This window comes from Endozoicomonas sp., from assembly GCF_965196975.1.
In the GTDB taxonomy this organism is placed as follows: Bacteria; Pseudomonadota; Gammaproteobacteria; order Pseudomonadales; family Endozoicomonadaceae; genus Endozoicomonas.
Genome location: NZ_OZ239981.1, coordinates 317,133 through 341,448 on the forward strand (window position 1 = coordinate 317,133; position 24,316 = coordinate 341,448).

General features: G+C 47.6%; 19 protein-coding genes. 6 read left to right on the forward strand and 13 right to left on the reverse strand.

Annotated elements, in window-relative coordinates; translation table 11 throughout:
* Positions 1 to 60 precede the first annotated feature (60 nt).
* The gene (locus ACOCLE_RS01560; protein WP_419535227.1) at positions 61 to 249 is read right to left on the reverse strand and encodes a hypothetical protein; all 189 of its coding nucleotides are present in this window, start codon (positions 247 to 249) and stop codon (positions 61 to 63) included.
* A 270-nt stretch (positions 250 to 519) separates the two neighbouring features.
* Between ACOCLE_RS01560 and ACOCLE_RS01565 the strand changes: the two genes are divergently transcribed.
* Complete coding sequence (locus tag ACOCLE_RS01565) at positions 520 to 1,098, forward strand: hemerythrin domain-containing protein (protein ID WP_419535228.1); 579 nt, start codon at positions 520 to 522, stop codon at positions 1,096 to 1,098.
* 78 nt (positions 1,099 to 1,176) lie between these two features.
* Entirely contained in the window at positions 1,177 to 1,887 is a 711-nt protein-coding gene (locus ACOCLE_RS01570) for a glutathione S-transferase N-terminal domain-containing protein (protein ID WP_419535229.1), read from the forward strand.
* Positions 1,888 to 1,895: 8 nt separating this feature from the next.
* Here the strand turns inward: ACOCLE_RS01570 and ACOCLE_RS01575 are convergent, their stop codons facing one another.
* From ACOCLE_RS01575 to ACOCLE_RS01605, 7 genes are all read right to left on the reverse strand, one after another.
* Entirely contained in the window at positions 1,896 to 3,839 is a 1,944-nt protein-coding gene (locus tag ACOCLE_RS01575) for an acetoacetate--CoA ligase (RefSeq protein ID WP_419535230.1), read from the reverse strand.
* Between the two features lie 56 nt (positions 3,840 to 3,895).
* Entirely contained in the window at positions 3,896 to 4,834 is a 939-nt protein-coding gene (locus ACOCLE_RS01580) for a hydroxymethylglutaryl-CoA lyase (RefSeq protein ID WP_419535231.1), read from the reverse strand.
* Positions 4,835 to 4,864: 30 nt separating this feature from the next.
* Positions 4,865 to 6,862: an acetyl/propionyl/methylcrotonyl-CoA carboxylase subunit alpha gene (locus tag ACOCLE_RS01585; protein WP_419535232.1), complete on the reverse strand. Its 1,998-nt coding sequence runs from the start codon at positions 6,860 to 6,862 to the stop codon at positions 4,865 to 4,867.
* On the reverse strand, positions 6,855 to 7,682 hold the full coding sequence (locus ACOCLE_RS01590; RefSeq protein ID WP_419535233.1) for an enoyl-CoA hydratase/isomerase family protein: 828 nt from the start codon (positions 7,680 to 7,682) through the stop codon (positions 6,855 to 6,857). Before ACOCLE_RS01590 ends, ACOCLE_RS01585 begins: the two co-directional genes overlap by 8 nt.
* A gap of 21 nt (positions 7,683 to 7,703) precedes the next feature.
* The gene (locus tag ACOCLE_RS01595) at positions 7,704 to 9,311 is read right to left on the reverse strand and encodes a carboxyl transferase domain-containing protein (protein WP_419535234.1); all 1,608 of its coding nucleotides are present in this window, start codon (positions 9,309 to 9,311) and stop codon (positions 7,704 to 7,706) included.
* Positions 9,312 to 9,328: 17 nt separating this feature from the next.
* Entirely contained in the window at positions 9,329 to 10,498 is a 1,170-nt protein-coding gene (locus ACOCLE_RS01600; RefSeq protein WP_419535235.1) for an isovaleryl-CoA dehydrogenase, read from the reverse strand.
* A 61-nt stretch (positions 10,499 to 10,559) separates the two neighbouring features.
* Positions 10,560 to 10,943: a MerR family transcriptional regulator gene (locus ACOCLE_RS01605; protein WP_066016497.1), complete on the reverse strand. Its 384-nt coding sequence runs from the start codon at positions 10,941 to 10,943 to the stop codon at positions 10,560 to 10,562.
* Between the two features lie 178 nt (positions 10,944 to 11,121).
* Here ACOCLE_RS01605 and ACOCLE_RS01610 point away from each other — a divergent pair, with 178 nt between their 5' ends.
* Together ACOCLE_RS01610 and ACOCLE_RS01615 are read left to right on the forward strand one after the other, a co-directional pair.
* Entirely contained in the window at positions 11,122 to 12,630 is a 1,509-nt protein-coding gene (locus tag ACOCLE_RS01610; RefSeq protein ID WP_419535236.1) for an NTP/NDP exchange transporter, read from the forward strand.
* 135 nt (positions 12,631 to 12,765) lie between these two features.
* Positions 12,766 to 14,271, forward strand: coding sequence for a discoidin domain-containing protein (locus tag ACOCLE_RS01615; RefSeq protein ID WP_419535237.1), 1,506 nt, complete (start codon positions 12,766 to 12,768; stop codon positions 14,269 to 14,271).
* A 103-nt stretch (positions 14,272 to 14,374) separates the two neighbouring features.
* On the opposite strand, the gene ACOCLE_RS01620 is transcribed toward ACOCLE_RS01615, so the two are convergent.
* A complete protein-coding gene (locus ACOCLE_RS01620) occupies positions 14,375 to 15,553 on the reverse strand; it encodes a hypothetical protein (protein ID WP_419535238.1) in 1,179 nt (392 codons plus the stop codon).
* 309 nt (positions 15,554 to 15,862) lie between these two features.
* Entirely contained in the window at positions 15,863 to 17,143 is a 1,281-nt protein-coding gene (locus ACOCLE_RS01625) for an ISKra4 family transposase (RefSeq protein WP_419532972.1), read from the reverse strand.
* Between the two features lie 177 nt (positions 17,144 to 17,320).
* Here ACOCLE_RS01625 and ACOCLE_RS01630 point away from each other — a divergent pair, with 177 nt between their 5' ends.
* The gene (locus ACOCLE_RS01630) at positions 17,321 to 18,244 is read left to right on the forward strand and encodes an alpha/beta hydrolase fold domain-containing protein (RefSeq protein WP_419535239.1); all 924 of its coding nucleotides are present in this window, start codon (positions 17,321 to 17,323) and stop codon (positions 18,242 to 18,244) included.
* Between the two features lie 37 nt (positions 18,245 to 18,281).
* Here ACOCLE_RS01630 and ACOCLE_RS01635 read toward each other — a convergent pair whose 3' ends face one another.
* From ACOCLE_RS01635 to ACOCLE_RS01645, 3 genes are all read right to left on the reverse strand, one after another.
* Positions 18,282 to 19,787 carry a CoA-acylating methylmalonate-semialdehyde dehydrogenase gene (locus ACOCLE_RS01635; RefSeq protein ID WP_419535240.1) on the reverse strand — a complete coding sequence of 502 codons (1,506 nt, stop codon included), beginning with the start codon at positions 19,785 to 19,787 and terminating at the stop codon, positions 18,282 to 18,284.
* Between the two features lie 211 nt (positions 19,788 to 19,998).
* Positions 19,999 to 20,562, reverse strand: a complete 564-nt coding sequence (locus ACOCLE_RS01640) for a TetR/AcrR family transcriptional regulator (protein ID WP_419535241.1) — start codon at positions 20,560 to 20,562, stop codon at positions 19,999 to 20,001.
* A 6-nt stretch (positions 20,563 to 20,568) separates the two neighbouring features.
* Positions 20,569 to 22,158 carry a hypothetical protein gene (locus ACOCLE_RS01645; protein ID WP_419535242.1) on the reverse strand — a complete coding sequence of 530 codons (1,590 nt, stop codon included), beginning with the start codon at positions 22,156 to 22,158 and terminating at the stop codon, positions 20,569 to 20,571.
* Between the two features lie 399 nt (positions 22,159 to 22,557).
* Between ACOCLE_RS01645 and ACOCLE_RS01650 the strand changes: the two genes are divergently transcribed.
* Entirely contained in the window at positions 22,558 to 24,264 is a 1,707-nt protein-coding gene (locus ACOCLE_RS01650) for a class I adenylate-forming enzyme family protein (RefSeq protein WP_419535243.1), read from the forward strand.
* Positions 24,265 to 24,316 lie beyond the last annotated feature (52 nt).

The following is a 24,316-nucleotide window of genomic DNA, read 5'->3' on the forward strand; positions in this document are numbered from 1 at the left end:
ATAAAGAAAGCAGTGAGCGAAACACTGCCCAGTACAGAAGGGATAATGACGTTTTGGATATCAATGCAGGTGTCGTGGGCTACTGGATTTGCCAACCACTTTGCCCTTGCTATCGAGAATTTTATCTCGCGAGTCTACGCGATATATCTGTCTCATATACTCTTTTTTAATGGCTTTCTCATCAATGAGTGGCTTGATATCTACTCCGGCATACTCCAGGTATTCAAGCATATATAGGGGGTTAGGCATGATAACCTCCGAGCCAGTTTCAACTTGCGCGGTAGCTTACCTGTCGACATGGCCCTTTTTGTTGATACAGGGCATAAAAAGAGCTGCTTGCTGAGAAAGTGTTTTGAAAGGCAATGTAAATTAGAGATTACAGTTGTCATCTGTCAATTTCATGAAAAATAATTCATGATATTCTCTAAAATCGGGCAAAATTGACTTGTATCAATACTCGAAAAGAGCTGGGCCTATAAAAAAGAGTAATAGAGAATAAATATCCAAGGGGGATGCTATATGACGACAGTGATTGACCGGATCATCAAAGACCATCAGCATATGGCACGCTTGCTGGATTACCTTGACTATGAAGTGTCGGGCTACCGGGAAGGCAGTCAGCACAATCCTCAGCTTAACATTATTATTGAAGCGCTGGATTACATGCATAATTATCCAGACGCATTTCACCATCCTCTTGAGTCCCGATTGATGGCCAGACTGCGCCCCCGTCTTGCCAGTAAGGAAGAGCGGATTCAGTTTGATATGATTGAAGAGCAACATAAGCAGATTACTGCAATGACTCAGAAACTTGTGGAGTCGTTTAATACGGTTGCTTCTGATCAGGTGGTGCCCATTAATCTGCTTTTGGCGGAATACACGCTCTATAGTGAATTACAGCGTGAGCATATGGAATTGGAAAATCACTTTATGATTCCGGCAATGCAGTCCTTATTGACCATTGATGATCTTGTTTTGGTGGATAACGATCTGAAGCAGATGTCTGACCCTTTATTTGGCTCTCACCTCTGGGAAGTTTATGAAGATCTTTATCGCTACGTGACTGAGCGGGAAGGAAACCTTGAAGTAGCCCACTGATTTTCCTCTCTCGTTTATATAAACTCACACTGACTCTCTGAGTCCGGTGTGTTTTTTATTGCAAAAAGAAGAATAATGATGATGACTTTGTATGATCTGGCTGGGCAGGATGACGATCTGCGCTTCAGCCCCTATTGTTGGCGGGTAAAAATGGCTCTGGCTCATAAAGGGCTATCTGTTGATTGCAAACCTTGGCGGTTTACCGAAAAAGACCAAATAGCTTTCAGTAATCAGAAGAAAGTACCAGTGCTGGTGGATGGTGATCAGGTCATTCACGACTCATGGAGTATCATGAGCTACCTGGATACGGTATACCGCAGTAAACCACCATTATTTGTTAATGAAGCTGCAAGAGAGTCTGCCTATAACCTGAAGTTCTGGGTGGAGAAAACCATTCACTTACCTTTACTGAAACTGTTGATTCTGGATATTTTTAACTGCCTTCATGAGAAAGATAAGGCCTGGTTTCGTGCTTCCAGAGAGCAGCGTCTTGGGATGACACTGGAGTCATTTTCAGATATATCCGAAGGCTTTATACAGGATTTTCGGCAGCTGCTTGAACCTGTTAGAAGCACATTGGAGTGGCAGGATTACTTGAACGGAGACCAGCCTGCGGGAGCCGACTACCTGCTTTTTGGAACGTTTCAGTGGGCAAACTGCACTTCATCGGTTCAGCTCTTAGCTGAGGATGATCCCGTTCAGGTGTGGTTCCAGCGAATGTTATCCCTTTTTAATTATCTGGCTGGGAAAGCTACCAAGGCTCATACATTGAGCCCTGAAGTGCGTTAGGAAAAAGCTCAGGAAAAAAGTTCCTGACGGTTTCTGAAGAGATCCAGGGCGTCCGGGTTGGCCAGAGCATCGGTATTTTTTACGGGGCGGTCATGAATGACTTCCCGTACCGCCAGCTCAACGATTTTACCGCTGATGGTTCTTGGTATGTCGGTTACCTGTAGAACCTTGGCGGGAACGTGGCGAGGCGTTGTGTTGCTGCGGATGGTGTGAGTGATTTTCCTGATCAGTTCATCATTGAGTGTCACGCCATCACGCAGCTGAACAAACAGCACAATGCGGGTGTCGTCTTCCCATTCCTGTCCTACCGCAATGCTCTCGAGCACTTCCTCTACCTTTTCGACCTGTCGATAAATCTCGGCGGTACCAATACGAACACCTCCCGGATTCAAGACAGCATCTGCCCGACCATGAATGATGACGCTATCATGCCGGGTCAGCTCGCCGTAGTCTCCATGAGCCCAGACCCCTTTAAACTCGTCGAAGTAGGCGTTGTGATATTTACTGCCGTCGGGGTCATTCCAGAAACCAATGGGCATGGATGGGAAGCTGGACTGGCAGACCAGCTCTCCCTTCTCTTCGATTAAAGGAGTGCCCGCTGTATCCACAAAGTGAACATCCATACCCAGTCCCCGACACTGCAATTCACCACGATACACCGGCAATATCGGGCAGCCCAGGGCAAAGCAGGAGATGATGTCCGTTCCACCGGATATGGAAGAAAGTCGCACATCGGGTTTTACATCCTGAAACACATAGTCATAGCTTTCGTGAAGCAAGGGGGAGCCGGTGGATAGAATGGCTTTGAGACATTCAAGGTTATGGCTGCTGGCAGGTTTGACTCCTGCCTTCTGAAGGGCGGCAATGTACTTGGCGCTGGTGCCGAAAATAGAAACGTTCTCAGCCTCTGCCATATCCATCAGGGTTGATGGTTCGGGATAAAAAGGGGAACCGTCAAACAAAACGACAGTCGCGCCAATAGCCAGTGATGAAACCAGCCAGTTCCACATCATCCAGCCACAGGTCGTAAAGTAAAAAATCGTGTCCTGTTCTTTCAGGTCTGTATGCAGGCCCAGCTCTTTGAGGTGTTGCAGCAGAGTGCCACCGTGACCATGTACGATGCATTTGGGAACGCCTGTTGTGCCTGAAGAGTACATAATGAACAGTGGATGACTAAACTCGACAGGAACGATGCTCACCAGGTCATTCGATGGTTGGCAGAAATCAGGCCAGAGCACCGCATTGTTGAGAGGCTCGATATTCGGCTCAGGATTGGCAAAAGGCACAACGACGGTCGTTTCCAGAGAGGGGATTTTTTGCTGAATCCGCTCTATTTTTTCCATGCAGTTGATGCTTTTACCACCGTAAAAGTAACCGTCTACGGTGAGCAGTAGTCTGGGTTCAATCTGTCCGAAACGGTCCAGAACGCCCTGAATACCAAAATCTGGAGAGCAGGATGACCAGATGGCGCCAAGCGCCGTGCTGGCGAGCATCAAAATTATGGTTTCCGGACAGTTGGGCATAAAGGCTGCTACACGATCCCCTTTTTTGATACCCGCCTGAATCAACCCCTGCTGGGCAGCCGCTACTGATTGATAGAGTTCCTCATAGCTCAAGGTTCTGCGACAGCCATTCTCTCCTCTAAATATCAGGGCTGTTTTGTGGTCTTTTCGCTGCAGGAGGTGTTCTGCATAGTTCAGTGTTGAGCCGGGAAACCATTCAGCACCTGGCATGCTGTCGTTTATTAGTGCAGAGGAGGGTGGTGCATGAAATTGTACCCTGTAGAACTCTGAAAGCAGTTGCCAAAAGGCTGGACGATCTTCGATGCTCCATCGGTAAAGGTCCGAATAATTCTCCAGTGGCAAACCTGTGACTTCTTTAACGCGGTTGATGAATGCCTGAAGATTGGATGATGTTATTGTTTTTTGATCCGGTATCCACAGTGCTGACATAAGCCTTCTCTTCTGGATGCTCTTCTGGAGAGCCTTCTTGATTGGTGAGTTGCAGTTCACCCCGAAGGGTGAATCAAACTGCTTAATGCAAACCCGGCGTTTGATCTTGAGGGTATGCCCAGTTGGTCACAAATGAATGTAGCTGCTTTTAGCAGTTCCTCCATATTTACCCCGGTTTTTATGCCCATCCCTTCGAGCATATAAACCACATCTTCTGTGGCCAGATTACCCGATGCTCCTGGTGCATAAGGGCACCCCCCAAGGCCTGCAATAGAAGTATCAATCACAGACAGGCCTTCTTCGAGCAGTGCATAAACATTGGCAAGCGCCTGTCCATAGGTATTGTGAAAGTGGGCAGCCAGTGATGAGATGGGAATCGTTCTGGAAGTGTGTTCCAGAACCTTTTTGGCTTTGAGGGGGGTACCGACGCCGATGGTGTCTCCGAGGGAAATTTCATAACAGCCCATCTGCCAGAGTTGCCGGGCAACCTCTGCAACAGCGGCAGGGTCGATATCACCATCATAGGGACAGCCCATGACACAGGAAACATAGCCTCTGACTTTCAAACCGTGTTTTTTTGCGGCTTCCATAACAGGATAAAAACGCTGCAGGCTTTCGGCGATTGAGCAGTTGATGTTTTTCTGACTGAACCCTTCTGAGGCGGAAGCAAATACGGCTACTTCATCAGCGCCAGCGGACAGAGCCGCCTCAAAACCTTTAAGGTTTGGGGTCAGGGCACCATAGGTGACCCCTGGTTGTCGATGAAGCAGACCGAAGACTTTGTGGGACTCTGCCATTTGAGGAACTGCTTTGGGCGACACAAAGCTACCCACTTCAATACGCTGCAGGCCGGCTCTGGCAAGATGGTTGATCAGCTCTGAGCGAATCTCAGCAGAGAGTATCTGCTGCTGATTCTGCAGCCCGTCTCTGGCACCCATCTCAACGAGCGTGACCCTGTCTGGCAGTCGCTGTGAATTGGCGGTGTCACTGGACATCCTTTTGCTCCACTTTATTGTTTTTATCGCTTATTCGGTGAACGTCAGTAATGGAGAGCCTGCGGCAACCTGGTCACCTTCCTTATAAAGTATCCGATCAACGGTTCCGGGCTCTTTTGCTGTGATGCAGTGTTCCATCTTCATGGCTTCCATCATCAGAAGTGGTGTTCCCTGCTCCACAGACTGACCTTTGTTTACCATCACGCAGGTGATAGAGCCGCTCATGGGGGCAAGAGGGACGTTATCCTGATCATCTTCATGTTCCATGGGATGGCCAGGAAGTGCAACTTCATGGCTGATATCCGGAAGAATGACTTTCAGTCTTTCTCCGGGGAGAGGGATCACTCTGCAACTCAGCGTGTTATCAGAAGGTGAACCGCTTTTAGTGTGATCAGTAATGCTGATTCCCAGTGAGCAGGACATGCCCTGTGGCTCTTCCTGCCAGTCTGCGGTGACAAACAAGTCTTGTTCAGCAAACGAGAGCTTGTAGCCAGCCTTTTGCCTGCTAACGCGAATTTGCCAGCTCTGATCATCAAGGTAGAGCTGTATCAGGGACTCCACGTGTAAGTTCGAGCCAGGTTGCTGCTGAAATAAATTATCGTTAATCGGTTTTTGGGCTGCCCGTGTTTCAAACTGATATATAGCTGCAACGGCTAATAGCTGGTGCCGCTGCTCCATTGATACCGGGGGGAATGGGTGATGATCAATAAAGTCTGTGCTGAGCTGGGCTTCAATAAACTCAGGAGTTGCCAGCAGGTGGGCCAGAAAGTCCCGGTTATCGCAGATCCCCGCCTGGTAATACTGTGCCAGCGCCGTCTGGAGCTGTTCTATTGCTGCTTTTCGACTGGAGCCTCTGGCAATAATTTTTGCCATCATGGGGTCATACCAGGCGGTGATGCTGTCACCGGACTGAATTCCGGTATCAATACGCAGGTTGCCATGGTTCTCTGGCCATTCCAGGGCCAGAATACGTCCAGAGGTGGGCAGAAAATCCTGCCTTGGATTTTCTGCATACAATCGGGCTTCAACCGCATGGCCATGACAGTGTAATGACTCCTGATCCAATGGAAGAGGTTCACCGGACGCTACTTTTAACTGCCACTCAACCAGATCAAGATCGGTGATCATTTCCGTTACCGGGTGCTCTACCTGGAGTCGGGTGTTCATTTCCATAAAGTAGAATTGATCACCATCCAGCAGAAACTCTACGGTACCAGCCCCTTGATAACCGATGGCTTTTCCAGCGGCTACCGCAGCATTACCCATGGCTTCGCGCAGTTCGGGAGTCAGTCCGGGAGCCGGCGCCTCTTCGATCACTTTTTGATGACGGCGCTGCAGTGAGCAGTCTCTGTCAAACAGAAAAACACCGTTTCCCAGTTGATCAAAGAAAATCTGAACTTCGACATGGCGCGCTTTCGTGACAAAACGTTCAAGGAGCAGTTTGTCATTGCCGAAGGCCTTTTCTGCTTCACGCCTTGCAGACTCCAGTTGCTGTTTCAAGTTCTCTGAACTGTCGACAACACGCATCCCTTTACCGCCACCACCAAAAGCAGCCTTGATCAGCAGGGGATAACCGATGTGTCCGGCTTCAGCCATCAGACTTTCGTTACTCTGGCTATCGCCGTGGTATCCGGGAACCAGAGGCACCCCGGCCTCTGCCATGATTTTTTTGGCTTCACTTTTTGACCCCATGGCATCGATAGCCGAAGCTGGAGGTCCTACGAAGATAATGTTTTTTTGCTGGCAGGCTTCGGCAAAGCCGGCATTTTCTGACAGGAAGCCATAGCCCGGGTGAATGGCATCCGCCTGTTCCTGTTCTGCGATGGATAATATTTTTTTAATATCCAGATAACTCTCCAGAGCAGGGCTCGGTCCAGCATAGACAGCTTTAGTGGCCATCGTCGTATGGAGTGCCCGATGGTCTGCATCGGAGTAGAGGGCAATGGTTTCAACGCCCATGGCATGGGCAGTTTTTATAATACGACAGGCAATTTCCCCACGGTTGGCAATCAGCAGGCGTTTAATCATGGTGTTGCTCCCCTGTTGATGGTTCTCTCCATCCAGGAGTCCGCTTTTCCAGAAAAGCACTCAAACCTTCTTGACCTTCCGGTGACGTGCGAATGCTGGCGATTCGGTCGCAGGTCAGGTCAATCAGGTGTTCATCAATCGGTTGATTACTGACGTTATCGATTAGTTGTTTAGCCTCTGCCATGGCAACCGGTGCGTTCTGAAGGATTTGATGACAAAGTGCTTCAACCGTTGACGATAAGTCCTGCTCTTTACACCGTTCATGAATCAGGTTCAGGCGAAGTGCCTGTTTGGACGAGATGGTTTCGGCACTGAGAAAATAGCGTCTTGCCTGGCGGGCTCCCATGGCTCGAACCACGTAAGGACTGATTACCGCAGGAATCAGCCCAAGTTTGACTTCACTCAGGCAGAACTTTGCGGATTTACTGGCGATGGCAATATCACAGGCAGAGATCAATCCCAGGGCTCCACCAAAGGCAGCTCCCTGGATTACCACTATGGTGGGGGCAGGGAACTGGTCCAGCCGTTGAATCAATCCGGCCAGTTGTCGGGCATCCTGATAGTTTTCTGCTTTGCTCAGTGCTTTTGACTGTTTCATCCAGTTGAGGTCAGCACCGGTACAGAAGTGTTTCCCATTGGCCTTGAGTATCAGAAGGCGTGTGGGCGTCTGCTCAATCTGATCAAGCGCCTGGTGCATTTCTGCAATCAGTGCTTCATTCAGTGCGTTACCGGTTTCAGGCCGGTTAAGGCAGAGCGTAGCGATCTTGCTGGACTGCCCACTGAGAGTTTCTATATCGAGTATCAGATTTTTGTAGTTCATTGTGATGAGTACTCTTCAGACTTACATCCTGAATATGCCAAAGCGGGTGTCTTCAATGGGGGCGTTCATTGCCGCAGAAAGACCGAGCCCAAGGACGTTACGGGTATCAGCGGGGTCAATCACACCATCATCCCAGAGTCGTGCACTGGCATAGTATGGGTTCCCCTGGTGGTCGTAGTTCTCAAGAATGGGCTGCCGAATGGCCTGGGCCTCCTCTTCACTTAATATCTGGCCCTGCTTTTCCATGGCGTCACGTTTGACCTGAACCAGTACATTGGCTGCCTGTTCTGCACCCATCACGGAAATACGCGCATTGGGCCAGCTCCAGAGAAACCGGGGGTCATAAGCTCTACCGCACATGCCATAATTACCGGCACCAAAACTGCCGCCGATAATCACCGTGAATTTGGGAACTCTGGCACAGGCAACGGCGTTGACCATTTTGGCGCCATGACGGGCTATCCCCCCGGACTCTGCCTGAGATCCCACCATATAACCGGTGGTATTCTGGAGAAATACCAGTGGTATTTTGCGCTGACAGCACAGTTCAATGAAGTGCGCACCTTTCTGGGCGGATTCGGAAAAGAGAATACCGTTGTTGGCAAGAATCCCGACCGGGTGTCCATGAATACGGGCAAAGCCACACACCAGCGTTTCACCAAACAGTGCCTTGAACTCATCAAAATCGGAACCATCAACAATGCGGGCTATCACTTCCCTGACGTCATAAGGTTGTCTCAAGTCCGAAGGGACAACCCCATAGAGCTCTCTGATGTCATACAGTGGCTCAACACTTGGCTGATGATCGTACTGGCCTTTCTTAACGGAGTTGAGTCGGGATACCGATTGTCGAATCAGGCTGATGGCATGGGCATCATCATTAGCATAATGGTCTGCAACGCCAGACTTACGACAATGAACGTCCGCACCACCCAGAGCTTCCGCGGTAATCTCTTCACCAGTGGCAGCTTTAACCAGGGGAGGGCCGGCAAGGAAAATGGTGCCCTGACGCCGGACAATAATGCTTTCATCGGCCATTGCCGGGACATAGGCGCCGCCGGCGGTGCAGGACCCCATCACCGCGGCAATCTGTGGAATGCCCCTGGCTGACATATTGGCCTGATTAAAGAAAATTCGGCCAAAGTGCTCCCGATCAGGAAACACTTCATCCTGCCTGGGCAGGTTAGCGCCACCGGAGTCCACCAGGTAGATACAGGGAAGTTGATTCTGCTCTGCAATGGTCTGAGCTCTTAAATGTTTTTTAACGGTGAGCGGAAAATAGCTCCCACCTTTCACCGTGGCATCGTTCGCGACAATCATGCACTCGCGACCTGAAACCTGACCAACCCCGGCAACCACACCTGCACAGGGCACTTCTTCATTATAAACGTTGTCTGCCGCAAATAATCCGACTTCCAGAAAGGGGGAGCCGGGGTCCAGCAACATGGCAATTCTATCTCTGGCCAGAAGCTTCCCTTTGCTGATGTGCTTTTCCCGGGCTTTTTCAGGGCCTCCCTGCTTCAGGTGATCAGACTTCTGCTGCAGCTCATCAACCAGTGCCTGCATTTGACGACGGTTGTCATTAAATTCTGCACTGTCTATGGCTATTGTTGTGGTAAGTGCAACCATGACCAGCTCCCCTTGGTTTAATGTCCTGTTTCCTGAAACAGCTCACGACCGATCAGCATACGACGGATTTCAGACGTGCCGGCACCAATCTCATACAGTTTTGCGTCTCTTAGCAGACGTCCGGTTGGGTAGTCATTGATATAGCCATTGCCACCGAGTATCTGAATGGCATCCAGTGCCAGAGCCGTCGCTCTTTCGGCGCAGTAGAGGATGACGCCTGCTGCATCCTTTCGGGTTGTTTCTCCACGGTCACAGGCTGCTGCAACGGCATAGAGGTAGGCTTTGCAGGCATTCATCTGGGTGTACATGTCGGCAACTTTCCCCTGAATCAGCTGAAACTCACCGATGGACTGACCAAACTGCTTACGGTCGTGAATGTAGGGCAGAACCACATCCAGGCAGGCCTGCATGATGCCGGTAGGGCCTCCTGACAGAACCACCCGCTCATAGTCCAGTCCACTCATCAGAACTTCAACACCGCCATTCAGGTTGCCCAGAATGTTCTCTGCTGGTACTTCACAGTCCTCAAAGACCAATTCGCAGGTGTTTGAACCCCGCATTCCCAGTTTGTCCAGCTTTTGAGCTCTGGAGAATCCCGGGAAATCCCTTTCAACAATAAATGCGGTTATGCCGCGGGATTTTTTTTCAGGCTCCGTCTTGGCATAGATAACGTAGGTGGATGCATCAGGGCCATTTGTGATCCACATTTTGTTTCCGTTCAGGATATAGCGATCGCCTTTCTTTTCGGCTTTAAGCTTCATGCTGACCACATCCGAGCCCGCTCCCGGTTCACTCATCGCCAGTGCGCCAACGGCCTGACCACTGATAAGGTCGGACAGGTATTTTTCCTTCTGAGCATCGGTGCCTATCCGGAAAATCTGGTTTACACAAAGGTTGGAATGGGCACCATAGCTGAGCCCAACGGAGGCAGAAGCTCTGCTGATTTCTTCCATGGCGATGACATGGGCGAGGTATCCCATTTCTGAGCCACCGTACTGTTCAGATACAGTGATACCCAACAAGCCCATATCACCCATTTTCTGCCAGAGATCCATAGGGAACTGGTTAGTCTGGTCGATCTCCATTGCCCTTGGCGCAATCTCTTTTTCAGCAAATTGCCTGACCTGCTCTCTGAGCATGTCGTTGGTCTCTCCAAGGTTGAAATTCAGCTCTGAGTATTGACTCATTGGTGCTTCCTCACTTTTTTATTCTTATTACTGTATGAGTTTTATGTAACGAAGAGACGGTTTAACTCTCGTTTTCCTGCAAGGCTTTAAGGCAGCGGGTTCTGGCCTCGATAAGTTCATCCCGCATCATTTGAATGTCCTTGAGCTGTTGCTCAAGACGCATACTGGACGTGTCAATGGCATCGAGCATTGCCTGGAGCTGCTTTTTATTTCGGGAAGTTGGGTCATACAGCTCAATCAGGTCTCTGGATTCAGCGAGGCTTAAGCCAAGACGCTTGCCCCGGACAATGAGCTTAAGGTGAACACGGTCCTTCTTGCTGTATATGCGCTGCAGGCCATTGCGGCTGGGACTGAGCAGCCCCTGATCTTCATAAAAGCGTATCGCCCTGGGGGTGAGGTCGAACTCCCGGGCGAGTTCTGAAATTGTGAACGTGGTCTCGGACATTGTTCTGTGCTCTTTATTTAAAGCGCGTTTGTAGACGCTTCGTTTTCTTATTATGACTTGAGTATAGATTCCCTTTACGTAAACGTAAAGCTGTCCGTAGTTCTCCCTCATGGAACTTTAGCGGTTTACTGGCTATCTATAAGCATTATCGTGAATCACTCGTCCCAATGGGGTGCCCATGCAGGAAAATCATCAGTTCAGTGTATGGAGAGCCAGACTCTGGCCTGTTCATGGCTATGAGTTGAAAAAGGTGATTCCCATGATCCTGATGTTTTATCTGGTTTTGTTTGTTTACACCATTCTCAGGGATACCAAAGATACACTAGTGATAACCGGTCATGGTTCAGGGGCAGAAATTATCCCGTTTCTGAAGTTATGGGTGAATGTCCCTTTTGCCATCCTTTTTACCCTGTCCTACGCAAAACTTAGCAACGTTCTTCGTCGGAATGTGCTTTTTTATTTTATCATTTCAGGGTTCATCCTTTTTTTCTGTCTATTTTCCCTTGTTTTGTATCCCTGTCGGGATGTTTTGCATGCAGACCAGCTTGCTGACTATCTGGAAGCTGTTCTCCCTATGGGGTTAAAAGGATTGATCGCCGTCCTGCGGAACTGGACGTTTTCTCTTTTCTATGTAATGTCTGAGCTTTGGGGAAGTGTTTGTCTCTCACTGCTATTCTGGGGTTTTGCCAATCATATTACCCAGGTATCCGAGTCAAAACGGTTTTATGCACTCTTTGGGATGATGGGAAACCTGGCATTACCAACAGCCGGTTTTTTTGTTTATTACGCCTCTCAGGCCCGGGAAACGTTGCCTGAAGGTATTGATACCTGGGGTTACTCTCTCAACATCATGACCGGAGTGATCACCGTTGCAGGTCTGTTGATTATGCTGGTGTACTGGTGGATTAACCGTTTTGTGGTCACTGATCCAAAACTTTATCACCCTGATAACACGGCTGAATCCAAGCAGGATAAGCTAAGTCTTTCTATAAAAGACAGCCTGCAACTGATTATTAGTTCAAGATACTTACTCTGTATTGCCATGCTTGTCATTTGTTATGGGGTTTGTATCAACATGGTGGAGGTGACCTGGAAGAATCAGTTGCGTATGCAATACCCATCACCCAACGAGTACAACCAGTTCATGGGGTTGTTCTCTACCTGCACCGGAATTTTTACCATCTTCATGATGCTATTTGTTACCAATAATGTCATTCGGCGATTTGGCTGGACTGTGGCAGCACTCTGCACACCAGTTGTTCTATTAAGTACCGGCTGTCTTTTTTTCAGTTTCGTTCTACTCCGGGATAGCGTACCCAATGGCTGGTTTATCCTGGGAATGTCGCCCTTAATGATGACGGTTATTCTGGGTGCGTTGCAGAATATACTCAGTAAGTCCACTAAGTACTCGTTATTCGATCCCACCAAAGAGATGAGTTATATCCCTCTGGACCCTGAGAAGAAAGTGAAGGGCAAGGCAGCCGTAGACGTTATTGGTAATCCTTTGGGGAAGTCTACCGGCTCGCTGATTCAACAGGTCTTGCTGGTTATCTTTGGCTCTCTTTCCGCCATCACACCTTATGTTGCCGTTATTGTTCTGGGTTTCTTTGTCGTCTGGATAACATCGGCTAAATCGCTAGGTACGCGGTTCAGGCACCTGGCAAAACAGCACAGTGATGTCGAATAAAAAGCAGCGGCTTGCCGTTGCGAAACCTGAACTTGTGGGCGCAGCAATATATGCTAACTTCTATCTGATTTCAGACCGAAATGATCATCCCTTCTCTCTGCATTCCTTCATGCTTCCTTTCCCAAGAGTCCCATTATGCTTCTTCTGCGTCCTTTTCTTGCACTTTGGCTACTGCTCATGCCTGTAATTGCGCTATCCATCAGCGAACTGCCATCACCCAGGCAAAACAATAACCCGCAGTGGGACATGGTATTAACTAACCCAAGGCCGGTGATGACGTTCTCTGTCAGTGGTCATGACCCCAAGTGGCAATATGAACTGCAAATTGCCAGTGATGAGACGTTCAGGAATGTGGTTGCCCACTATAAAAATATCAAACAGTTGAACTCGTATTTTGCTCAGGTGCGTGTTAAGCCGGAAAATAAATTGAGAGATGGTCGTTATTACTGGCGGGTTCGTACCCTTAATAAAAAAGCTGTCAGTCCATGGGCGGTCAGTCGTTTTGTTATGGACTACCAGGGATCCAGAACCTTCAGTGGATTGCTAAGAGTGCCGGTCAAATCAATAGAAGTGTCTTCTGGAGAGAACCCGAAAAACATCATTGACTGGGATGACCAGGGACAGCTGACTTTCTGGAATAATTCACCCCAGGGAATGGGTGAAAAGAATAGCTGGGTGGTGTTGGATCTTGGAAAAAAGACAGAGCTCAGTCGTTTCTGGATACTGTCAACCCGAAGTGTAACGCCTGCTGCCGGGTGGCTGGTGGATTTCCAGTGGCAATACAGTGATGATCGAGTCAGCTGGAAAGATATCAGAGATGCCAAAGTAGTGGGCAATGATACCTATCGTAATATCATTGATTTTAAACCGGTCACTGCCCGCTATTTCCGTTTGCTGATCAATAAGCAGAATGCTCTGCAGGCTCAGATCAATACCATCATCCCTTACACCAAAGGCAGCCCATCTGTACCAGAGGTACCGGAAGGAAAATATGTACTTCTGGTGGGTAATCAGATGAATGGCTTTACTTATACTCAGCTGGCGGACTTTGTAGAGAGTAAAGGATTTAAAACGGTACTGATACCACACTACGAATTTTCACTGGATGTATTGAAAAAACTGAAGCATAAACCCATGGCCATCATGTTCAGTGGTAATAATGCCGACTGGCAGTATCTGCCTATGTTTGAATACTATGGTGAATATGAAGTGATGAGGGAAGTCCGCGATATTCCCATGATGGGGATGTGCGCAGGCAATGAATTTTTTGCCATGGCTTACGGCATTTCATTTGCCCATTGGATGGAATGGTTTGATGACACAATTTTCAGAAAGAACCAGGGACTACCAGTTGATAAAGTGACCATTCAGCCGCCGTTCACCAGCGACCCAATTTTTGACAATGTCCCCAATCCCTTTCAGGCGGTTGAGATACACAGCTGGTCGGTAAGTGATGAGTTTATCAAAGAACATCAGGACTTCGCTGTGATGGCCAGATCTTCCTATATTCAAGCCATGCATAATGTGAATCGCCCAGTCTACTCGACACAGTTCCATCCGGCAGCCGTTGTGCCTTTTAACCAGTCAGGCCCCATTATGGCAAATTTTCTTCAGCTTGCTTCAAAGTGGGGGATGAAATGAATTCATGTGTAAAACGTGTTTTCCCCTGAAACGTTTAAACCATCCACAACAGTTGTTGTGGATGGTGAGGCTGTTAATCCCATTGAAAATGAAAATGCTAGAGTCAATTATACTTGTGTTGAAGTTTTAATATTGCAGTCTCTTCGTAGGTTATCACTTCAGTAGTCTTGGCTCTCCTATAAATAGTGGCTTTGCCAATAAAGTCATCATCACCCCAGCTTTTTCCAAGTTGAGGCCTTTTTTCCAGTCGTTCGGAAATCGAGTCTATACCCGATGATACTGAGGAATCACTGATGAAGTTTTGAAAAATATCAAGAATAATATTGAATACTGATCTATATGGAATATCCATATCACTTTCCATTATTGCCAGTTTTGCTTTGTCACTTCCAGCTGGCCAATCCAGAAGCAATGAATATCCTGTATTTAGTCCCTTTTTAAGGACCCAGGGAAGAGGTTTGACATTCTTATGGATTAGTTCTTCTCCCGAATAGTAGGCAATAGTCACATAGATTTCTGGACGGGTAAAAATTTCACCTGTTTTATAGAGAGTCACTTCGGTTAACCATGTTTGTGATGGTAGAAGTTTTTCGTCAGGTTGCTCTGGGGTGTCATGAACAACTTTTTCTAACTCTTTGGGATTGTGAATCAGCCTGATTACAGAGTTTGTCTCTAATGACTTTTTGGCTTTTGCTAAGGGCACATTTGTAAATGTGCACTGATATGCATCACACTCTTCAGGAGCTGTAAATCTTGCCTGTTTTACAGCTATTCCGTTCAATACAGATACTGTTGTGTAGCCCATATAGAGTTTAGTATCAGGATCGAAAGCAGAATCTTGATCAGGAGTATAGAGTTTTAATGCCATTAGGGGATCAGTTGAGGTTTCCTGTACCTGATAATGGAAACACTTTCCAACTTCTTCCAGTGCGTTTATTTTCATTGTCAGAGCTTTAAGAAAGTCATCATCAATGTGTTTCCGGGTGTCAAGAATAAAATCAGGTAAGTTTGTTAGATATACACCGTTTCCTATTTCCGGATCAAAGTCTTTTTTCTTGAGGAGATTGGCTAAATCTGAAATAGAAAAACCGTGATTTTCGCTTCTATTGAAATATTCAATAAATTGATCTCTTGCTACAGTGAGCTGTTCTCGTTGCTGCCATAGTGGATAACGAAGAAACTCAATACAGTCAAAATCCTTGGCTAGTACTTCTGAAGAAATGATAAGACATAGGCTGAAAATAGAATAGATTATTGCGTTGGTATTAATTCTTCTAACCATGACAGGATCTCTTTTCTTGTGAATGAGTTAAAGCTAATGGCCAGGGGGAGTGAATTAAGCTGTTATTTTGATGGTTACCTTTAAATAGGTTTGAAATCTTTGGGTGTCAAATAAAAGTATATTTATTTCCTCGTGCTATATGGGTATTCCTCATATTGATTTCATGAATCCTCTATTAAGTTCTACCCTCAGAATTTGATTTTTTAATGAATATCATGAATAAGAAACTGTTTTTTGGAAAAATAATTCTGTGCTCGTTAATAATCTCTGGTTGTGTAACCAGGGTGCTCTCTCAATTTGATAACTGACTCATAGGTTAGCTTCAACCTTTCCAGTCATGAACTCAGACCAAAGTTGTTCCCAGCGCCCCTTACTCTGGATCAGTGCTCTTGTTGTCAAAAGCACTTCCGCTCCTGTTGCTTTCCACCTCATTCCAGAACCACATAATCGTTGCTTTACCAGAGTCTTACAAGCCGCTTCAGTAACTCCTGAACCTATTGGCCAATGGCGTTTAAGCGCCTGATGATAATTCATTAACTGGTGATTGTTTGTAAAATAGCTCACAGCTTTGTAGCGCTTCTCTGTCAGTGCGATTGTCTTTTTCGGGAGCTCGGCTGATTCAATTTCCTGAAGGATTTTTTTGGCTGCTCCACGCTTGTTTTTCAAACTATGTAGCCTGTCTTCAAGCCACTGGTGTCGCTTCGCCTTACTGGTTGGAAACAGTGCTTCCGCTGCTCCAGCTAAATATTCAGATGCATGATAAAAATCGAGTATCTGCCCAGAGGTATGTTGTTTCAAATAACTCCAGTTTTCTCTAGCCCCGTCAGCTACCCCGATGTATGTGGCATTTGGGTAGAGTCGTTTTAGATCTGCAATCTCCTCGTCGAGCTTGCTCATAAAGCTTTGTTTACCATACTCTGGCGAACTGGCTGTATATATCGTGTGGAGCCTGTCTCCATCTGCAGAATATAGGCTCAATGTCCCACACATGGCTTCCCTCCAGCCTTCTTCACAAAGCAGCATGCAGGTTCCATCCAGACCAATGGCTATTGTTTCAACAGGCTCTTTTAGTGGAGGAAGGTGGTAGTGAGTGTCTTGCTGGTCTTCAATTAATGCACCTACTCTGTCCGATAAATGCTTGATATAAGAATTTGAAAGCGTCCTTTGATGGTTGGTCTCAAAATCTTCTTTTACCGCAGGCGCTGGCATCTGGCTGTATTTCCAGGCGATAGACTTGGCAAATTTGGGGGTAGCTGAACCAATAATACCGGCACGAAGATCAAGTGCTGCCAGAGTACTGCCACCTCTGACACCCTGATATACGGAGCGCTCCAAAGGTATACGACCGTATAAGGTTTCATAGTGCTTAAGAACCTTTCCTTTGTAGTTCCACTTCTGCTGATTAACGACGATAGGTTCTTTATTGGGTGATTCAAATAGCCCCAATAACTCTTTTGTTCCAAGCTGCCCGGCTTCATTGAGTGCACGCTGTAAACTATCTTCAAGATTCAGCATGTTGCCTGAATCTATAGAAACTTCAATTTGCAAAACGATGCTTTTGGTAGAGCTGGAAATAACAGAAGCGGGCATGACAGTTAACTATTATGAGTGGTGTTCCCATAGTAGCTGTGAAAATAGAGCACTATTGTTTCAATCATTCAGAGAGAGCACCCTGTAACCAAACAAGAGAATGCACAAGGTGTTGGAAAAGTTATCTGGCACATTGCTGAACGACCGGTTCCCGTACCTGAGGATATCAGTACCGGGTTGCGTGACTATATCACGGGTAAAGTGCAGCCAGATGTAAAAGCAGCCAGCCAGTTCAAGCCGGAAACCATGATGGAATGGAGAGACAAAAAGGACAGCGCTAACACTCTGCGTATGGCCAAGGCTCGAGAATTGATGAAAGTGCTTCCAGTGAATGTCACACTGTCACAAATTAATGGCGTAACCGTTCGTTATGTGGTTCCCCATGAGATTGATGAAAGGCATAAGAACCACCTTTTTGTAGAAGCTCATGGTGGCGCTTTTTTAGTAAATGGGGGGGATGCCTCCATTCTGGAATCAATGTTAATCGCTACTCGATTGAAGATTCCGGTTGTATCCATTGACTATCGAACGCTTCCAGAGTTTCCGTTTCCTGCAGCACTGAATGATGTTGTCTCAGTCTATCGTGGATTACTTACCGAAAGGCCTGCACATTCGATGATTCTTGGTGGTACTTCTGCCGGTGGTAACCTGGCTATTGCCTCCCTGCTGAAATTTAAAGAACTTGGGGTACCTTTTCCTGGTGCCTTGTACCTGGGTACGCCCTGGTCTGACTTGACAAAAACCGGGGATACGCAATATACCAATGAAGGCCTTGACCGCCTGTTGGTGGGAAATAAGGGGCTGTTGTCGGAAGCTGCAGCGCTTTACGCCGGCACTAATAACCTGCTGACACCTTTTATTTCTCCAGTATATGGCCAATATGAGAACTTTCCGCCAACCTATCTTGTTACCGGTACTCGGGATTTGCTGCTAAGTGATACGGTCAGAGTGCATCGGAAATTACGACAGGCTTCTGTTATGGCAGAACTTAATGTTTATGAAGGGATGTCCCATGCTGATTATATGTATGCTACGGATACCCCTGAATCCAGGCAGGTGTACGCTGAACTGAATGATTTTCTGTTAAGGCATATGCAGTGAGATGTGAAAAGGCTGGCAAAAGCCAGCCTTTGAACTTTTATTTCAGATTGATCGTCAGGTTTGGCTGATCACTCTGTTGGAAAGCTTCTTCATCATAGTTCCAGCGGGAAGTGACGGTTTTGGTTTCTGTATAGAAGCGAACTGCCTGCTTGCCATAGGCATGCAGATCACCCATGAATGAACCTTTCCAGCCGGTAAATGAGAAGAAGGGGAGCGGTACAGGGATAGGAATATTAATACCTACCTGGCCGACTTCAATCTCACGCTGGTATTTCCGGGCTGCTGCGCCGGAACCGGTGAAGATTGATGTGCCATTGCCGTATGGACTGGCGTTGATCAGCTCAATAGCCTCGGCCAATGTATCAACAGTGATGCAGCACAGAACCGGGCCAAAAATCTCTTCCTGATAAATGGCCATGTTGGTGGTGACATCGGTAAACAGTGTGGGCCCAACCCAGTTGCCATCTGGAAGTCCTTCAACAGTACAGTCACTGCCGTCCAGAAGGCAGGTTGCACCTTCTTCTTTACCTTTGGCAATTAATCCCAGTACACGTTCTTTAGCCGCCTTGGAAATGATCGGGCCATAGCCTGCTGTGGGATCGTCCCAGGCTCCAGGTTTAACGACGGACAGCTGGTCTTTTAACTCATTAATCCAGTTTTTACTGTCACCAACAAATACCGCCACACTGATGGCCATACAGCGTTGGCCGGCAGCCCCGACAGATGCACCAACAAGCCCATTCAATACACGGTCTTTGTCGGCATCAGGCATGATGACCATATGGTTTTTAGCACCCGCCATACACTGGGCACGCTTCATGTTTTCGGTGGCTGTCTTGTAGATGTATTTACCAACAGGTACGGAGCCTACAAACGACACTGCCTTGGTCTCAGGGTGGTTCAGGAGATAATCAACCTGCTCTTTACCGCCATGAACGGCTTGCAGTACGCCTTTGGGAGCACCTGCTTCAACAAACAGCTCGATCAGGCGCATTACCGTGAGAGGTACCTGCTCTGAGGGCTTAAGAATAAATGTGTTGCCTGCTGCAATCGCCAGAGGGTACATCCACAGTGGAATCATTGCCGGAAAGTTGAATGGGCTGATACCAACACAAACACCCAGTGGCTGGGTGTAACTGTAAGTGTCGATGTTGTTGGCAACGTTCTCAACCGTCTCGCCCATCATGGCGGAAGGAATATTGGCTGCCTGTTCGACTACTTCAATGCCACGCCACACATCGCCCTTGGCATCCGCAAATGTTTTGCCCGTATCCTGGGAAACCAGTTCTCCCAGTGCATCATGGTTCTCTTTAAGCAGTGCAACATAGCGCATCATCAGACGAGCACGCTCCGATACAGGGACGTCCCTCCACTGCTTAAAGGCTGCCTTTGCACTTTCTACCGCTTTTTCCATTTCGGCTTCGGTGGCATAGGGCAGTTCCGCCAGCAGTTCCTGAGTAGCAGGGTTTGTGACAGGAATAAACTGTGAGGTTTCACTGGCGATGAAGTCGCCATCGATAAAAAGGGGGATTCTCTTAGGCATGGGACTACCTGTCTTATTTTATTATTAAGCGTGCTCTTCTATGTGGTTTTTATGCCAGCACGTCATTATTGGTTACGATAATTAAGTGAAATTAATTATCACGAGGCAACCTGTTCATAATATTTAACAGATTGGTGGTAAATTGTGAACAGTTTATGATGGTTAGTGTTTATTGTATCGCAGCTCTTATGAAGCTCATGGTTGCTATGGACTATGCGATACCCAGGGTTTCTGCAAGTTTTTGGGGCGTGAAGTGATTTGAAAGTCCACTGTCGCCCAGTGACAGTCGTGTCATTGCAGTATGCATGGCAGTTCCCATCAGCATGACGGCTGTGAGTTCAGGGGTAATATGTTGAGGAAGTCGCTGGCTATCTTTCAACGTTTGTAATCGGTCGGAAAGTATTTTCCTGGGTGTATAAAATCCTCCTACCCGATCACTGGGGACAGAGGTCTGACCTGCTTTGAGAGAAGATGCTGCAATGGGAAGAACTTTTTCAAAGTAAGAAATGGCAGCCTCAAAAACACCATAAAGCCATAACGCAGTTTGCTTATTGTCTTCTGTTATTCGCTCCGTGAGAGCGGTTTGCTCCGGCAGGGCTTCATTGATCAGAGCCTGTAATAGTCCGGTTTTATCGCCAAAATTATTAAACAGACTGGCCTCAGTAACCCCGGCATGCAAGGCAACAGCTCTGGTTGTAAGCCCTGAAAGACCTTCAGTTGCCAGAAGGTCTCTGGCGGCGTCCAGAATGCGGTTTCGCACGCGGGGTCTGCCCATGGTTAATTATCCCTGGTTGTCTTTACTTTCAGCGGACTGGCTCAAGGCTGTCGGGTTATCCCAGATAGCGATGATGCCTTTGATGGTACCGACATAAGCCGTACCATCGGAGCCGATGGTAATAGGTGCCCAGTTATTGTCAAACTCCATACCCGCGCCTGTGCGAATTTTAAAGATTGTCTCACCGGTTTCCGCATCCAGAGCCATCAGATACCAGGCGACATCCTCAGCATTTTTCTGCGGTTCAAAGGTATAAAAATACACAAGACCATTGTCGGCAGAGAGCTTTGGTACAACGGATGGCGCTTTTTCAGATGAGTTCCAGACAACATCGCATCCCGACTCATCTTTACGGATATCAATCCGGGTGATACCACCGGGAATGACATCCCACTCTTTCTGTTGAACGGCACTGCTGTAGCCAAAGTTATTTTCGATAATGATTGAGCGGCCCCAGCCTACCATGGAGTTTTCAGTGGCGGACTGCTGGCTTTCAAACAGGGGAACCGTACAAATTAACCGCTGGCCGTTAAAGTCTGGCTGACGACGATAAACCAGAAGGTTGATCCTTTCGTCTGCGTTGTCAGTAACCGTGATATACCGATCCCCCAGCAGTGTTGGAGTAGTGCCTGATCCCTGGTTGATAGAGCCAACTTTACGTGCAGATCCACGGTCGTATGCTTCCTGCCAGAGGACAGTGGGCTTTCCCTTGGCGTCGGTATTCATGGCATAAGTGGCATGATCCGTAACGATATAGGCAGTATTCTCATCCATTGCGAAACTGTTCTGGATCTCTTCACCCTTGAATTGCGTACTTTTGACACTGCCGGTCTCCGGGTTAAGGGTACCGACCCGTCCATAACGGGTTACCCACCATATCAGGCCTTTATGATCAGGTAATACAGCGGTAATTGGATCGCACTCTCCTTCCGGGAACCAGTTATTCCAGTTCATGCAGTCGTTGGGTACTTCCTGGCTGAGATCCCAGCTGCCATCCAGATAGAACTCCCACTCACCGCTTTCAGTCTGACGATTGGCCAGTCTGAGAATACGCTGTGTGCTATCAGCCAGAACGACTCGATCCTGATCATCAAGATAATAGTAAGCACCGCCTGAAGTGTCGGTCATTACAATCGTAGGGTCACGCTTGACCAGAGCCTGAAATGAGCTGGGGCGGTTCGGTAATTTGTAGCGCGCGAGAAGCTCTAAAGACCTGGGCTGCAACATGTGGATTTCAAATCCGGCAATGGATGCACACAGCGCAATCAGTTGATCCTTGGTAGTAATAGTAACCGTTGCACACATGCCCCCGGGCATATTGGATCCATCCCGGGTTTGTATCTGCGGGTTAATGCCCAGAGGCCCAGAAATCAGGTGAACGTCGGAATTAAAGCCATCACCATGAATGGTGCTTTTTCCTGCGGAAGCCATAAAAGGATGCTTGATGCTCTCTCCCTGAAAAGGTTTTGCTTCCGCTGGCTGGCCGATAAATGCCGGAGCCGTCATTGACGTGCTTTTCAGAGACTGAGGCTCTTTGGAGGGGCTGCAGCCTGCCATTAGCGCGGTTGATAATAGAGCAATCACATAATGCTTCATGAAAGATAATTCCTGCGTCGTTTTATTTTTATAGCGGCACTATAAAAATAAAACGACAGGGAGATCAAGTGGTTTTGTTATTTGTTGTGTTTTTGTGACATCGGTTGATGGGGGAGTGGCCGTTTTACTACAATATACGACATTGGTTTTTTTGTTCTCTGGTCAAATTACCTGAGATTTAAAAAATTGCCAGTGTAGATTGGCCTGTTTTTGTCATTGTTCCCGCTGCCAGTTTGGCGATGATAAAAAAAGTTATTTCTTGCACCGGCTTGTGCCTCTTTTGTGTGTCTGCAGAATACCGCCATTTTGGTCGGCATCTGTAGCTGGTTAGTAGGGGCCAGAGGATGAGTGAAATTAAGTCAGCTTTCACCATGCTCTTAATAATAAGGATAAAAAAATATGTCCAATGCTATTGATGCGGTAAAGACCGTATTTGCGGGTTTAACTCGTCCCGGCGCGCAGTTTGAACTTGAAGAGACGACTATTCAGGGCATCACCTACCGTTCCTATAAAAATGCACCAACCACGCTGCCACAGATTTACCGGGAAAGCCTGGCTTTTGGTGATCAGCCATTTCTTGTTTATGAGGACAAGCGCTATACCTTTAAGGAAGCTTACTCTCTGGCCAGTAAGGTGGCGTCACAGCTGATTGATCAGTTTGATATTAAAAAGGGTGACCGTGTCGCTATTGCCATGCGTAATCTGCCTGAGTGGATCCTTGCTTTTATGGGGATTACGTCTGCTGGCGCGATTGCTGTTCCGCTTAACAGCTGGGGAGGGCGGGATGAACTGGAATATGGCATTGAGGATTCTGGAGCAAAGGTGGTTTTTGCCGATGCCCGGCGATTGAACCATATTGTTGCTGACTTGGCTCAGATGAATGTTCGGGCCATTGTGGTTGATGATGAAGCAACTTCACAGAATGACCGTGTAACCACATGGCAGTCTCTGGTCAGTGGTCCCACAATTGAAATGCCAGACGTTGGCATTGATGGCAAAGACCCTGCTTTTATTCTGTATACCTCAGGCACGACAGGCAGGCCAAAGGGGGCACTCTCTTCTCACTGGTCTATTGGTCAGGCTATTACCTGTGGCTCTGTTGCGGGTATGACCATGGCTACACAGCACCCGGAGTCTGTCCAGGCCGCGATGAAGCGGGGCCATGCACCTGCTGTCCTGCTGGCGCTGCCATTATTCCATGGCAGCGGTTTGCATACCGTGGTGCTCTCTGCTTTGCGACAGGGAACGAAAGTGGTTATCCAATCAAAGTGGGATGCACGAAAAGCATTGGAACTGGTGGAGCGTGAAAAAATATCCACATTTTCTGGTGCCGCAAAAATGATCTGGGATTTTCTTGAACACCCTGAATTTGACCAGTTCGACACTGAGAGTATTCTGAACCTTACCGGTGTTGGTGCTGCCCAGCCTGAAGCACTTTTGAAAGAGATTCTGACCCAGTTCCCTCTTAATTTTCTTGGGACTGGCTATGGAATGACCGAATGTAATCTCTATGCCTCCATCAATATGGGGCCTATGTATCTGGAAAACAGAAACAGTGTTGGTCTTCCCTATCCCATTTCAGAAATCAAAGTGATTGGTGACGATGGAAAAGAGCTGGCGATTGGAGAGGTGGGTGAAATCTGCATCAAAAGCCCTGCCATGATTGACGGTTACTGGGGCAAGGAGGAAGAAACTGCCAAGGTGTTAAAGGATGGCTGGTATCGTTCCGGAGATGTGGGTTATAAGGACGAGAAAGGCTTGCTCTATGTCTGCGATCGTATGAAGGATATGGTGATTCGTGGGGGGGAAAACATCTACTGTGTTGAAGTAGAAGCGTTGATTAATGAGCATCCGGCTGTTGTCGAGAGTGCTGCTTTTGGTGTCCCTCACGACCGGTGGGGTGAAGAACTGGCCGTTGCGATTCATCTGCAGCCAGGAGAAGAGTTGTCTGATGCTGAACTTCAGGATTATGTTGCGACATCACTGGCTAAATTCAAAGTACCGACACACGTTGTTTTTGCTGAACAGCCACTGCCAAAAAATGCCATGCAGAAGGTGGTTAAGCAGGAAGTTCGTGACCAGTATGTAGATGAACTGGTGCAATAGAGAGGGCGTTAAGGTTTTGTCTTGTCAAAGGCCCAAAGGGTAACCCCTTTGG

Excerpts from the sequence above, each read along its gene's own strand:
- ACOCLE_RS01560 (WP_419535227.1), bottom strand. The coding sequence starts at position 249 with ATGCCTAACCCCCTATATATGCTTGAATACCTGGAGTATGCCGGAGTA.
- ACOCLE_RS01565 (WP_419535228.1), top strand. The coding sequence starts at position 520 with ATGACGACAGTGATTGACCGGATCATCAAAGACCATCAGCATATGGCA.
- ACOCLE_RS01570 (WP_419535229.1), top strand. The coding sequence starts at position 1,177 with ATGATGACTTTGTATGATCTGGCTGGGCAGGATGACGATCTGCGCTTC.
- ACOCLE_RS01575 (WP_419535230.1), bottom strand. The coding sequence starts at position 3,839 with ATGTCAGCACTGTGGATACCGGATCAAAAAACAATAACATCATCCAAT.
- ACOCLE_RS01580 (WP_419535231.1), bottom strand. The coding sequence starts at position 4,834 with ATGTCCAGTGACACCGCCAATTCACAGCGACTGCCAGACAGGGTCACG.
- ACOCLE_RS01585 (WP_419535232.1), bottom strand. The coding sequence starts at position 6,862 with ATGATTAAACGCCTGCTGATTGCCAACCGTGGGGAAATTGCCTGTCGT.
- ACOCLE_RS01590 (WP_419535233.1), bottom strand. The coding sequence starts at position 7,682 with ATGAACTACAAAAATCTGATACTCGATATAGAAACTCTCAGTGGGCAG.
- ACOCLE_RS01595 (WP_419535234.1), bottom strand. The coding sequence starts at position 9,311 with ATGGTTGCACTTACCACAACAATAGCCATAGACAGTGCAGAATTTAAT.
- ACOCLE_RS01600 (WP_419535235.1), bottom strand. The coding sequence starts at position 10,498 with ATGAGTCAATACTCAGAGCTGAATTTCAACCTTGGAGAGACCAACGAC.
- ACOCLE_RS01605 (WP_066016497.1), bottom strand. The coding sequence starts at position 10,943 with ATGTCCGAGACCACGTTCACAATTTCAGAACTCGCCCGGGAGTTCGAC.
- ACOCLE_RS01610 (WP_419535236.1), top strand. The coding sequence starts at position 11,122 with ATGCAGGAAAATCATCAGTTCAGTGTATGGAGAGCCAGACTCTGGCCT.
- ACOCLE_RS01615 (WP_419535237.1), top strand. The coding sequence starts at position 12,766 with ATGCTTCTTCTGCGTCCTTTTCTTGCACTTTGGCTACTGCTCATGCCT.
- ACOCLE_RS01620 (WP_419535238.1), bottom strand. The coding sequence starts at position 15,553 with ATGGTTAGAAGAATTAATACCAACGCAATAATCTATTCTATTTTCAGC.
- ACOCLE_RS01625 (WP_419532972.1), bottom strand. The coding sequence starts at position 17,143 with ATGCCCGCTTCTGTTATTTCCAGCTCTACCAAAAGCATCGTTTTGCAA.
- ACOCLE_RS01635 (WP_419535240.1), bottom strand. The coding sequence starts at position 19,787 with ATGCCTAAGAGAATCCCCCTTTTTATCGATGGCGACTTCATCGCCAGT.
- ACOCLE_RS01640 (WP_419535241.1), bottom strand. The coding sequence starts at position 20,562 with ATGGGCAGACCCCGCGTGCGAAACCGCATTCTGGACGCCGCCAGAGAC.
- ACOCLE_RS01645 (WP_419535242.1), bottom strand. The coding sequence starts at position 22,158 with ATGAAGCATTATGTGATTGCTCTATTATCAACCGCGCTAATGGCAGGC.
- ACOCLE_RS01650 (WP_419535243.1), top strand. The coding sequence starts at position 22,558 with ATGTCCAATGCTATTGATGCGGTAAAGACCGTATTTGCGGGTTTAACT.